Annotated in this window: 14 protein-coding genes and 1 pseudogene; 2 read left to right on the top strand and 13 right to left on the bottom strand. The window is 42.5% G+C overall.

Translation table 11 applies throughout. The features are described 5' to 3' along the window. Positions 1–14 precede the first annotated feature (14 nt). Positions 15–77 (bottom strand): annotated as a pseudogene (locus SMI_RS11020) (YSIRK-type signal peptide-containing protein); the annotation flags it as partial. A gap of 303 nt (positions 78–380) precedes the next feature. Here SMI_RS11020 and SMI_RS01795 point away from each other — a divergent pair. Then, positions 381–2012 carry a Na/Pi cotransporter family protein gene (locus SMI_RS01795; RefSeq protein WP_000026653.1) on the top strand — a complete coding sequence of 544 codons (1632 nt, stop codon included), beginning with the start codon at positions 381–383 and terminating at the stop codon, positions 2010–2012. Between the two features lie 208 nt (positions 2013–2220). On the opposite strand, the gene SMI_RS01790 is transcribed toward SMI_RS01795, so the two are convergent. Then, positions 2221–2517, bottom strand: coding sequence for a bacteriocin immunity protein (locus SMI_RS01790; protein WP_000230159.1), 297 nt, complete (start codon positions 2515–2517; stop codon positions 2221–2223). Positions 2518–2538: 21 nt separating this feature from the next. Then, the gene (gene pepA / locus SMI_RS01785) at positions 2539–3603 is read right to left on the bottom strand and encodes a glutamyl aminopeptidase (protein ID WP_000209168.1); all 1065 of its coding nucleotides are present in this window, start codon (positions 3601–3603) and stop codon (positions 2539–2541) included. Between the two features lie 296 nt (positions 3604–3899). Between pepA and galE the strand changes: the two genes are divergently transcribed. Continuing rightward, positions 3900–4898 carry a UDP-glucose 4-epimerase GalE gene (galE, locus tag SMI_RS01780; protein ID WP_000167827.1) on the top strand — a complete coding sequence of 333 codons (999 nt, stop codon included), beginning with the start codon at positions 3900–3902 and terminating at the stop codon, positions 4896–4898. 127 nt (positions 4899–5025) lie between these two features. Here the strand turns inward: galE and SMI_RS10715 are convergent, their stop codons facing one another. Genes SMI_RS10715 through racE form a run of 10 tightly spaced genes read right to left on the bottom strand, consistent with a single transcriptional unit; the run spans position 5026 to position 10900 of the window. Beyond that, on the bottom strand, positions 5026–5184 hold the full coding sequence (locus tag SMI_RS10715; RefSeq protein WP_231840211.1) for a chlorohydrolase: 159 nt from the start codon (positions 5182–5184) through the stop codon (positions 5026–5028). A gap of 6 nt (positions 5185–5190) precedes the next feature. Continuing rightward, positions 5191–5427, bottom strand: a complete 237-nt coding sequence (gene yidD / locus SMI_RS01770; RefSeq protein WP_012972444.1) for a membrane protein insertion efficiency factor YidD — start codon at positions 5425–5427, stop codon at positions 5191–5193. Further along, positions 5427–6149: a pseudouridine synthase gene (locus tag SMI_RS01765; RefSeq protein ID WP_001222228.1), complete on the bottom strand. Its 723-nt coding sequence runs from the start codon at positions 6147–6149 to the stop codon at positions 5427–5429. Before SMI_RS01765 ends, yidD begins: the two co-directional genes overlap by 1 nt. Continuing rightward, positions 6136–6705: an SMC-Scp complex subunit ScpB gene (gene scpB, locus SMI_RS01760; protein ID WP_000105299.1), complete on the bottom strand. Its 570-nt coding sequence runs from the start codon at positions 6703–6705 to the stop codon at positions 6136–6138. Before scpB ends, SMI_RS01765 begins: the two co-directional genes overlap by 14 nt. An 18-nt stretch (positions 6706–6723) precedes the next feature. After that, a complete protein-coding gene (locus SMI_RS01755) occupies positions 6724–7452 on the bottom strand; it encodes a segregation/condensation protein A (RefSeq protein ID WP_000351881.1) in 729 nt (242 codons plus the stop codon). Further along, the gene (gene xerD / locus SMI_RS01750) at positions 7452–8186 is read right to left on the bottom strand and encodes a site-specific tyrosine recombinase XerD (protein ID WP_343287556.1); all 735 of its coding nucleotides are present in this window, start codon (positions 8184–8186) and stop codon (positions 7452–7454) included. Before xerD ends, SMI_RS01755 begins: the two co-directional genes overlap by 1 nt. Further along, on the bottom strand, positions 8183–8644 hold the full coding sequence (cbpB, locus tag SMI_RS01745) for a cyclic-di-AMP-binding protein CbpB (RefSeq protein WP_000560712.1): 462 nt from the start codon (positions 8642–8644) through the stop codon (positions 8183–8185). Before cbpB ends, xerD begins: the two co-directional genes overlap by 4 nt. Next, a complete protein-coding gene (locus SMI_RS01740; RefSeq protein WP_001118952.1) occupies positions 8641–9162 on the bottom strand; it encodes a metallophosphoesterase in 522 nt (173 codons plus the stop codon). Before SMI_RS01740 ends, cbpB begins: the two co-directional genes overlap by 4 nt. Further along, the gene (locus tag SMI_RS01735; protein WP_000182421.1) at positions 9138–10109 is read right to left on the bottom strand and encodes a nucleoside-triphosphate diphosphatase; all 972 of its coding nucleotides are present in this window, start codon (positions 10107–10109) and stop codon (positions 9138–9140) included. The genes SMI_RS01740 and SMI_RS01735 overlap by 25 nt, the downstream gene beginning before the upstream one ends. Beyond that, complete coding sequence (gene racE / locus SMI_RS01730; protein WP_000370370.1) at positions 10106–10900, bottom strand: glutamate racemase; 795 nt, start codon at positions 10898–10900, stop codon at positions 10106–10108. The genes SMI_RS01735 and racE overlap by 4 nt, the downstream gene beginning before the upstream one ends. Positions 10901–10951 lie beyond the last annotated feature (51 nt).

Genomic DNA, 10951 nt, shown 5'->3' with positions numbered 1-10951 from the left:
ATCATCAGTGAGCAGGCCCCGACTGATAACTTACGAATACTGTAACGACAACGTCTTTCAAAAAATAGATTCTTCATTTTCTCCTCCTAAAAGATTGATTTTGTTATTTTAAAGAAAGCGCTTAACTTTCTTTGTAAAATTTTTATCTCAATCACAGGGATCAAGATAATTTCTCCCTCATTTTAAAATATTTCTTTTAAATGTCAATATATAAAAGGAAATACCTATATCTAGGTTAGAAATTGGTAAAATTAATATAATTAAGGTCTTTTCTCCCGAATTTTCTTTCTAAAATCTTAGCTTAACACTTGTTAGATTTACTTTTATCCTTTAAAATAGAATAGGAGAAATTCCGTTATTATTTTTCGGAGGAAAAAGAAATGTCCATTAATTGGCAGGAAATTTTATTTCACTTTTTAGGTGGTCTGGGACTATTCTTATATAGTATCAAGACCATGGGAGACGGTTTGCAACAAGCTGCTGGAGATCGCCTTCGTTTTTACATTGACAAGTACACTAGCAATCCCTTTTTAGGTGTTCTAGTTGGGATTGTCGTAACTGCCCTGATTCAGTCAAGTACAGGGGTTACAGTTATCACGGTTGGACTAGTCAGCGCTAGTCTTCTAACTCTTAGACAGGCTATCGGAATTATCATGGGAGCCAACATCGGAACCACCGTTACTTCCTTTATCATCGGTTTCAAGCTTGGCGAGTATGCTTTACCCTTGATTTTCCTTGGGACCATGTTCCTCTTCTTTACAAAAAATAGAACAGCAAACAATATCGGGCGCATCCTGTTTGGTGTAGGGGGAATCTTCTACGCCCTCAACCTCATCAGTGCTGGTATGAGTCCTCTTAAAGATTTACCACAATTCAAGGAATATATGGTAACCTTGGGACAAAATCCTATTTTAGGTGTTTTTGCTGGTGCAGTGATTACCGTTCTCATCCAGGCTTCTTCTGCGACAATCGGGATTTTGCAAGGTCTCTATGCAGGTGGATTCCTTGACCTTAATGGTTCTCTACCAGTTCTCTTCGGAGATAATATCGGGACAACTTTAACCGTTATCATCGCGGCAGCTGGAGCCAATGTCTCTGCGAAACGCGTTGCTGCAACCCACGTTACCTTTAACGTTTTAGGAACTATTCTTTGCTTAATCTTCTTAAGCCCCTTCACTGCTATGATTGAGTACTTCCAAGCACTCCTTCACCTCTCACCTGAGATGACTATTGCCTTCTCTCACGGTGCCTTTAACGTAAGTAACACCATTGTGCAATTTCCATTCATCGGAGCTTTAGCCTACTTTGTAACCAAGCTCATCCCCGGTGAAGATGAAGTTGTCAAGTACGAGCCACTTTATCTTGATGAGCATTTGATTAAACAAGCTCCATCAATCGCTCTCGGAAATGCCAAGAAAGAACTCCTTCACTTAGGAAATTATGCTTCTAAAGCCTTTGACCTTTCATACAACTACATCATTGACCTTAATGAAAAGGTTGCTGAAAAAGGCCACAAGACAGAAGAAGCCATCAATACCATTGATGAAAAATTGACTCGTTACCTGATTACTCTTTCAAGTGAAGCCCTTAGCCAGAAAGAAAGTGAAGTGCTGACCAACATCCTGGATTCATCCCGTGATTTGGAACGGATTGGGGACCACGCAGAAGCCCTAATCAATCTGACTGACTATCTTCAACGTAAAAATGTTGAGTTCTCTGAAGCTGCTTTGGATGAATTGGCTGATATCTATCAAAAAACCACTGCCTTTATCAAGGATGCCCTTGACAGCGTGGAAAACAATGATATTGAAAAAGCTCAAAGTCTGATTGAGCGCCATAAAGAAATCAACAATATAGAACGTGTTCTCAGAAAGACCCATATCAAACGCCTTAACAAAGGCGAGTGTTCAACGCAAGCTGGAGTCAACTTTATCGACATCATTTCCCACTACACTCGAGTGTCTGACCACGCTATGAATTTAGCTGAAAAGGTCATTGCTGAACAAATCTAATACTCTTCGAAAATCAAATTCAAACCACGTCAACGTCGCCTTGCCGTACTCAAGTACAGCCTGCGGCTAGTTTCCTAGTTTGCTCTTTGATTTTCATTGAGTATAAGTACCAAAAAGCTATCCTAAATGGGATGGCTTTTTTCTTCTCCTTTGCAATAGTTGCTTTTCCACCATATAGAATAGAAAAATGCTTTGATTCACAATGGAATCAAAGCATTTTAAAGAGCTCCCCATACATAAGCGCAGAAGCCGCAGTTCCTCGATACTTAGCTTCTTCTCTTTTAATAAAACGAGCTAAGTTTATCAATTCAGGTGCTGGGTGTTTGGGGTTTAGGAGTAATTCACGATTGACCAGACCTGAGAGACGAACTGCCAGCAATTGCTCATTTGTAGTAGGCAGTTTTTTAGCAGTCTCTAGGAGAGCAGCAACTAAATCTTCACTCAAATCATGTCGAGCATGATTGTAAAGATCTTTTACAAGGCTTTCTAGGTTTGGTTCTACCATCCCTACCACCTCCCTTATGGTTTAATAATTTTTAATCAAATCAACCGTTGAACGATCCAATTTCTTCACCAAGGCTTGTAAGAAAGCTTGAGCTTCTAGGAAATCATCCATAGCGTAGAGGGTTTGGTGAGAATGGATATAACGAGCGCAGACACCTATAGTTGTAGAAGGAACACCTCCATTTTTCAGATGAGCTGCACCTGCATCCGTTCCGCCTTTACCACAATAGTATTGGTACTTGATACCAGCTTCTTCAGCCGTTGTCAAAAGGAAATCCTTCATTCCTGGGAGAAGCAAGTGTCCTGGATCATAGAAACGAATCAAGGTTCCATCTCCAATCTTGCCTTGACCGCCATAAACATCGCCAGCAGGTGAGCAGTCAACTGCTAGGAAAACTTCTGGATCAAACTTAGTTGTGGAAGTATGAGCACCACGAAGACCAACTTCTTCTTGGACGTTAGAGCCAAGATAGAGTTCATTTTCGAGTTTTTTACCTGACAGAGCTTCTGCTAGCTCACTTACCATAAGAACACCGTAGCGGTTGTCCCAAGCTTTTGAGATGATATTTTTTTCATTGGCTGTCAAGATTGCAGAACTATCTGGCACAATGGTGTCGCCAGGACGGATGCCAAAACTTTCTGCCTCAGCCTTATCCGCAAAACCGCCATCAAAGACGATATCTGCAATAGCAGGCATGGCTGGTCCACCCTTTCCACGAGTCAAATGTGGAGGGACAGAACCCGAAATCACAGGGATTTCACGACCGTCACGAGTCAGGAGTTTGAAACGTTGGCTACTAACCACCATAGGATTCCAACCACCGATTTCAACGACACGGAAGGTACCATCTGGCTTAATCTCGCTAACCATAAAACCAACTTCATCCATATGAGAAGCGACCAAGACGCGCGGTGCATCTGCAGCTTCTGAATGTTTGATACCAAAAATACCACCCAAGCCATCTGTCACCACTTCATCCACGTGCGGCGTCAACTTTTCACGAAGATAAGCACGGACAGGCGCTTCATGACCTGAGATAGCAGCAAGTTCTGTTACTTCTTTGATTTTTGAAAATAATGTTGTCATTTCAGTTCCTTCTTTCTTTCATCCATTTTACCACTTTTTATAGGAGAAGGATAGCGGGAAGGTGGATTTCTAAATTAGTATCTTCGTCTTGCTCTATCTCAGAAATGGATAGTATTCTCTTGCATTTGAAGTGAAATCTAAGAATTATTCCAAGATTAACCCAAACCATTAATTCCCAAACAAAAAAAACAATTCAATGCTATATTCGTTCAGATTTTTATGAAATTTGCAGAAAATAGTTGACTTTGCCTTCTTATTTCTTTAAAATAGTACAAAACTAGAAAAGGAAAAAAATCATGACCAAAACAATTCTTGTTACAGGTGGGGCTGGCTACATTGGCTCCCATACCGTTAAAGCTCTTTTAAATGCTGGCTATCAAGTACATGTTCTAGATAATCTCTCTACAGGAAATCGAGTGGCTGTAGATAGTCGTGCTAGCTTTAAACAACTGGATGTTTATGATGCTAGCGCCTTAAAAACTTATTTGGAAGAAAATCAGATTGATGCTGTTCTCCATTGTGCAGGTGAGATTGTTGTGAGCGAAAGTATTGAAAATCCAAGTAAATACTTCACTGCCAATGTTGCTGGTATGAACCAAGTTCTCAAAGTCTTATCTGAAGTTGGCATTCAAAAAATCATGTTCTCTTCGACTGCTTCCCTCTATGGTAATAACTGTATTGACAAGCCTGCAACTGAAGATACCCTGCTCGACCCTGTCAACCCTTATGCAGAAACAAAACTGATGGGCGAACGAATGATTTACTGGATGGCCAATCGCTACGATTGGAAATATGTTATTTTCCGTTACTTTAATGTTGCTGGGGCTGAAATGGATGCTTCAAACGGTCTGCGAGTGAAAAATCCAACCCACATCATTCCCAACATCAACAAGACCGCATTGGGACAAAATGATAGTCTGAAAATATTTGGAGATGACTACGATACACGTGATGGTTCATGTATTCGAGATTACATTCATGTCTTGGACCTTGCACAGGCTCATGTTAAAGGAATGAACTACCTATTTCAAGAAAACAGTTCTTCTCAAATCTTTAACTTAGGAACTGAAAAAGGCTATACCGTCAAAGAAATCTTTAAAACTGCTGAAGAACTACTGAATCAAAAAATACCACACGAAATTGTTGCTCGCCGTGCTGGTGACCCAGCCAGCGTCCTAGCAGATGCTTCAAAAGCTAAAAAATACCTTGATTGGAAGGCTAGTTACTCTCTTGAAGATATTATTTTATCGGATTATCATTGGCGTGTTAAAGAAGGCAAAAACATTTTGGAATAAATAGCAGAAACATCAATCATAAATAAAAACACAGATAGATGGCACTTGATAAATACCAAGTATCATCTATCTGTGTTTTATACATTAGAATCTAATTTATACTCTTCAAAAATCTCTTCAAACCACATCAACATCGCCTTACCGTATAGATGTTACTGACTTCGTCAGTTCTATCTGCAACCTCAAAATAGTATTTTGAGCTGACTTCGTCAGTTCTATCCACAACCTCAAAACACTGTTTTGAGCAGCCTGCGGCTAGTTTCCTAGTTTGCTCTTTGATTTTCATTGAGTATTATTTTGAATTTCTCTTTAAAGAAAAATGGTCTGGGACGGGGTCCTTACCTGTTTTCGACCAGGGATGGCAACGTAAAATCCGAGCCAAGCCCATCAAAACACCCTTGAAGCCATGTTTTTCAATAGCCTCAATCATGTAGTTGGAACAAGTCGGCTCAAAGCGACAAGAGGGGGGAAAGGCTGGCGAGATAAAACGTTGGTAAAAGCGCACAGGCGCTATTAAAATTCGTTTCATTATTTCTTGGTTACAGCCATGGTGTGTAGTTGACTGATTTCTTTTTTGTTAAGACGACGGGATTCTCCTGGACGGAGTCCTGTCAAGTCTAGATGTCCGAAACGTGTACGTGACAACTTGTCCACTTGAAGGCCGACAGCTTCAAACATCTTTTTAACCTGGTGGTTACGCCCTTCATGGATGGTCAACTGCACCACAGAGCGGTTTTTGACTGGATCCACTTTGAGAATCTCATAGACAGCCGGCTTGGTTTTCTTGCCATCAATCTCAAGTCCACGGGTCAAGGGGCGGAGATTATCCTTATTGGCCACACCTTTAACACGCGCGACATAAACCTTATCAATCTCATTACGAGGGTGAATCATCTCATCTGTAAAATCCCCGTCATTGGTCAAAATCAAGACTCCTGATGTATCCCAATCCAAACGACCTACAGGGTAGATGCGCTCTTTCACATTGGGCAAGAGGTCCACAACAGTCTTGCGACCCTTGTCATCTGTCACACTGGAAATGACACCGCGTGGTTTGTTAAGCAGATAATAGACCTTTTCTTCGTTGTAGATAGGTTGACCTTCAACTTCGACCTTGTCGCCTGACTTGATAGTCGTTGCTAGTTCACGTACCACTTGGCCGTTAACCGTCACCAAGCCTTGCTTGATCAGCTCTTCTGCTTTTCTCCTACTGGCCACACCTGCGTGGGCAATATATTTATTGATTCTCATCTTCTTCTATCCTTTCACCAAATAATTGGCTTTCTTGGGCTTGAATCTCAAGCTCATCAATCACTGGTAATTCTTCTAAATGGTTTATCCCCATGTAATCTAGGAAATAATCCGTAGTCACATAGAGGTTGGGGCGACCCAACACTTCTTTTTTCCCGTCTTCCTTTATCAGGTCAAAAGCCTGCAACTTTGCCAAGGCCCCACTCGAGTTGACCCCACGGATGGCATCAATCTCTATCCGTGTGATGGGCTGTTTGTAGGCAATGATGGACAAAGTCTCAAGGGCAGCCCGAGATAAACTCTGGTTGATAGGTGCCTTAGAGTATTCCTTCAAAATCTCTGAAAACTGAGGCTTGGTCACCAATCTATAAGCACCACCAGTCTCAATCAGAGCCAAACTGAAATCCGGGTCCTTTTCATACTTCTGGGCTAATTTTTCTAAACTCTGTTGGATGCCTGTCGGTGGCAGAGAGAGGAGTTCAGCTAACTGACGGACTCTAATCCCATCTTCACCCGCTACAAACAAGAGCGCTTCTATTTTTGCTAAAGTACTCATCTTTCCTCTCTATCAAGTCTAGCTTTGGGTCACTTGACTTTCTTCCTTCTTTTCCATGAGATAAATATCTCCGAAACTTTCCTCCTGCACAAGAATCAGCTCCTGGGTTTTGATTAGCTCTAGGGTTGCCAAAAAGAGGGTAATGACCTCTTGGACATTCTGGGCTTCCTTAAACAAATCCTGTAAGCGCAATTGATCTCGTCCAGTCAAGGACTCTTTCACGATGACCATCATGTCCTCAATCTTATACTCATCCCGCAAGATAGTCGTGTGATTTTGTGCAAACTCTTCTTTTTTCTTAGCTAGGATATTTGAAAAAGCTAAAAAGAGGTCAATGGTAGTCCTATCATGCACAAGCTCCGCATCTTCGTAAATCAACTCTGTCGGTGCTTTGGAATAATACTGGGCCCGATCTTGGTGCTTGGCTTCCAAATGCTCCCCCAAGAGCTTGAACTTGCGGTATTCTTCGATTTGAAAGAGGAGATCCTGCTCTAGGTCATCTTCCAAATCTGTCACTTCTGCTACCTTTGGCAAGAGCTTGCGACTCTTGATCAGCATGAGCTGACTAGCCATGACCATGTACTCACCCGTCACTTCCAGACGCATGGCCTGCAGGGTTGAGACATAGGCTAGATACTGTTCGATGACTTCTGTGATAGGTACATCGTAGATATCCATCTGGTACTTAGAAACCAGGTGCAAGAGCAAGTCCAGGGGCCCTTCAAAATCTTTTAATTTAATATCCATTATCTATATTTTTCTAAGGTCAGGACTGTTTTTAATCCTAATTTTTTTGCAATTTCGTACAAATCGACCTTGTTTTCAATTTGTCGTAGAATGAACTGTTCCCGCAAGGCTTGGGCTGACAGAGCTGGAAAACCTTTCTCCTTGACAAAAGCTTCTAACTGACGAAAGGCCCACTGACGAGAATAGGCTTTCCCTCCCCTTTCAAAGAGATAACTTTGCCCCATCAAGGGTTCTAATTCTGAAAGCAAGGTTGTGGGAATGGTGACAATCCTCTGTTGGGAAGCCTTCTGGATTCTCAACACTTGAAAATCCAGATTGATATCCGCAACCTTGAGAGCCAGAATCTCACTCGGCAAGAGCCCCATTTCTAGGATTAAGAGCGCCAGCAAGCGTCCCTCTGGATAGTCGCTTTCCTGCCAAAAAGAGTCTAGGTCTAACAGTTCTGGTTTTTCGGTCTTCTTTTCAGCTTGTTTGGCTAATTCCAAACGATAAAAGCTATCCACTTCTCCTTTTTGATAGAGAAAGTAGATAAATTGGTTACAGGCCGAAATTTTTCGTTTCTGGGCGCTGATTTTTAGATTGGCTAGCTTGGCTTGGTAAATCTTGAGACTAGTCTCAGAAATCCGCTCGCCCACAAGGTCTAAAAATTGCTCCAGATCATACTTATAGGACTGCTTGGAATTGGCAGATAAGCCCTGCTTTTCCTCTAAGAAATCTGAAATCCTATCTCTCATTTGCATCGAATCTCATATTCCTTACTAAAGTCATGCAAGAGAGCATTCACTGCCTTGAGGATAGACTTGCGCGTGATAATCCCTTGGAAAATACCAGACGCATCCACAACTGGCAAGAAGGACTCATCTACCAACTTGTGCAAGACCTCCGTAATGGTAAAATCAGGCGAAACAACCGCTACGTCCGTTTTGGTCATATGAACAATATCCGTATCCGCCATAATTTCTTGTCTCAAGTCATGCTCCATCTGATAAGCCAAAATATCTCTGAGGCCAATCGTCCCAACAAACTGTTTTTCATCTGTCACAACAGGAACACGGGTATAGGTCATCTGACTGAGCAAGAGGGTCGCATGATCCGCATTGTGGGTATCAATCAACACGGCTAGATTTTCAGCAGGGGTCAAAAAAGTTTCCTCCTGCCCCAACAAGAAAGTCTCAAACTCCTTGGCAATCATCGGCTAAACTCCTTGGACAAGCCTGGATACACCTCATGGTCTCGTGTCAAAAAGTCCACTTTGAAGTAACTATCATCAATCTCCACACGAGCATAGAGACATTCTCTGATGGTCCCACGTGGTTGACTGATGGAACCTGGATTTAGAAAGAGGGTCTTGCCTTCCATCCAAGCACTTGGCACATGCAAGTGACCATAAAGGCAGATATCAGCCTCTTCTTCTTGAGCCCAGTAGTCCAACTTTTGAAAGTTGAAATTGATGTCAAACAAGTGACCATGGGTTTGTATAATCTTGGTCGAACCAAGCTCGGTCACCAAACGTTCTGGGTAGCCGGCGTAGAAGTCCATGTTCCCTTTAACAACACGGATGCCTTCCCAAAGGGGAGAATCAGGACGCAGTTCAGAATCGCCGTTATGAAAAACGGCGTCAACTTTGCCTACATAGCGATCACGGATTTCTTCCACAATCAAGCTATCGCCATGAGAATCGCTCATTACAATGATGGTTTGCTTTGCCATGATGGAAATACCTCCAAAAGTTTCTTAACAGCTAAGGAACGGTGAGATTGACTATTTTTTTCTTCAAGGGTTAATTCAGCTGAGGACTTGCCTGTCTCTCCTACAAGGAAGAGAGGATCGTAACCAAATCCATTTTCACCCTTAGGTTCAAAGTTAATGTAGCCAGGCCAGTCTGCTTCAACAACCAAGCTTTCCTTGTTTGGGCTGGCTACGACTAGGGTTGTATGGAATTGAGCCGAGCGGTCCTTGAGTTCAAAGACCATGGCCAATTCGTGCAAGAGTTTGGCATTGTTTTCACGGTCAGTAGCTCCCACACCTGCGAAACGAGCTGACCAGACACCTGGCAAGCCACCAAGGACATCAACTTTAAGTCCAGAATCATCTGCCAGAACCATCTTGCCCGTTAATTGAGAAATGGTTTCTGCCTTGAGGCGGGCATTTTCTTCAAAGGTCATGCCTGTTTCTGCTACTTCAGGCAGGTCAGGATAGTCATTAAGATTTTCCACATCGTAGCCTAACTTATCAAAGATAGCTCGGAATTCCTTGGTTTTGCCCTCGTTACGAGTCGCAATTAATAGGGTTTCTCTGACCTTGTTTGTCTCAAAGAAGGCTTCTACATCAACACCTTCTTTGGGCAATTCTACATACAAGAGCTGCCCATTTTCAACCAAGAGCAGGACTCCCTGACGTTGAATAACTTCCAAATTTCGTCTCATTTCTTGGTTAAGGATATCTACTACAAAAGACAATAAACGGTAGGGAGAACCATAGCGTAAAACAGTAACTGAAAGTGGAAAACCTCGTTCCTCGTCTCGAAAGATTTTGGCCAATCCAACTAGAGGAAAATCCAAGTCTTCATCAGTCAACGTCCGGACACCACCAAAAATACTATAGGACCCAACATACCAGTCCTGGTCATCCTTATATTCATAAATTTTATTTGTCATAATTCTACATGCTCCACATAAATCTCTTTTTCCAGCCATTCTTCACCAATTTGTGCAAAACTTTGGCTGCTGGCTGTTGTGTAAAAACGGTGATGGAGTGGTCTAGCATCGCGACCACGATTGATTTCAAAATAATTAAGTAAGACTGAGATATCCCGTACGCACTCTGCCCCACTATCAATGAGCTGAACCTTGGGTCCCATGACATTTTGAATAATAGGTCTGAGCAGTGGATAATGGGTACAACCCAAAATCAGGCTATCCACCTTTCCAACCAAGGGACGCAGGGTTTCATAGACCACTTTCTTAGTGACACTGGTTGACAGGGCACCAGACTCCACCAAGGGAGCAAACTTGGGACAGGCCAAACTCTCCACCTGTAAGTCCGGATCCAAATCATGGATTTTCTGACGGTAGATGTCTGATTCTACCGTCATGGGCGTTCCAATCACTCCGATTTTCCCACCTTGGCTGGACTTGATGGCCGCTGAAGCTCCTGGCAAAATTACACCCAAGACAGGAATGTCTAGTTGAGCCTTGATTTCTTCCCAGACGACCGCAGTCGCAGTATTACAAGCAATGACAATCATTTTGACATCCTTGGTCAAAAGAAAGTTGACCAACTGCCAAGTATATTCACGAATTTGCTCAGCAGGACGGGGACCATAGGGCGCCCGTGCCGAATCTCCAATATAGACGATTTCTTCATGGGGAAGCTGGCGCATGAGCTCGCGCACAACGGTCAAGCCCCCGACACCCGAATCCAAAAAACCAATTGGTCGATTATCCATACAGTCTTCTTTCTAGTCTTTTTTCTGATTGATAGTTCATTATGATTACCG

The sequence above is a fragment of the Streptococcus mitis B6 genome (assembly GCF_000027165.1).
In the GTDB taxonomy this organism is placed as follows: Bacteria; Bacillota; Bacilli; order Lactobacillales; family Streptococcaceae; genus Streptococcus; species Streptococcus mitis_AR.
Note: the sequence above shows the minus strand (reverse complement) of the source record. Positions and strands in the feature narration are given on the sequence as shown.

Coding starts and splice junctions, on each gene's coding strand:
- SMI_RS10715 (WP_231840211.1), bottom strand. CDS start 5,184: ATGAAAATCAAAGAGCAAACTAGGAAACTAGCCGCAGGCTGCTCAAAA.
- SMI_RS01765 (WP_001222228.1), bottom strand. CDS start 6,149: ATGAGAATCAATAAATATATTGCCCACGCAGGTGTGGCCAGTAGGAGA.
- SMI_RS01755 (WP_000351881.1), bottom strand. CDS start 7,452: ATGGATATTAAATTAAAAGATTTTGAAGGGCCCCTGGACTTGCTCTTG.
- pepA (WP_000209168.1), bottom strand. CDS start 3,603: ATGACAACATTATTTTCAAAAATCAAAGAAGTAACAGAACTTGCTGCT.
- SMI_RS01735 (WP_000182421.1), bottom strand. CDS start 10,109: ATGACAAATAAAATTTATGAATATAAGGATGACCAGGACTGGTATGTT.
- SMI_RS01740 (WP_001118952.1), bottom strand. CDS start 9,162: ATGGCAAAGCAAACCATCATTGTAATGAGCGATTCTCATGGCGATAGC.
- galE (WP_000167827.1), top strand. CDS start 3,900: ATGACCAAAACAATTCTTGTTACAGGTGGGGCTGGCTACATTGGCTCC.
- racE (WP_000370370.1), bottom strand. CDS start 10,900: ATGGATAATCGACCAATTGGTTTTTTGGATTCGGGTGTCGGGGGCTTG.
- scpB (WP_000105299.1), bottom strand. CDS start 6,705: ATGAGTACTTTAGCAAAAATAGAAGCGCTCTTGTTTGTAGCGGGTGAA.
- cbpB (WP_000560712.1), bottom strand. CDS start 8,644: ATGATTGCCAAGGAGTTTGAGACTTTCTTGTTGGGGCAGGAGGAAACT.
- xerD (WP_343287556.1), bottom strand. CDS start 8,186: ATGAGAGATAGGATTTCAGATTTCTTAGAGGAAAAGCAGGGCTTATCT.
- SMI_RS01795 (WP_000026653.1), top strand. CDS start 381: ATGTCCATTAATTGGCAGGAAATTTTATTTCACTTTTTAGGTGGTCTG.
- yidD (WP_012972444.1), bottom strand. CDS start 5,427: ATGAAACGAATTTTAATAGCGCCTGTGCGCTTTTACCAACGTTTTATC.
- SMI_RS01790 (WP_000230159.1), bottom strand. CDS start 2,517: ATGGTAGAACCAAACCTAGAAAGCCTTGTAAAAGATCTTTACAATCAT.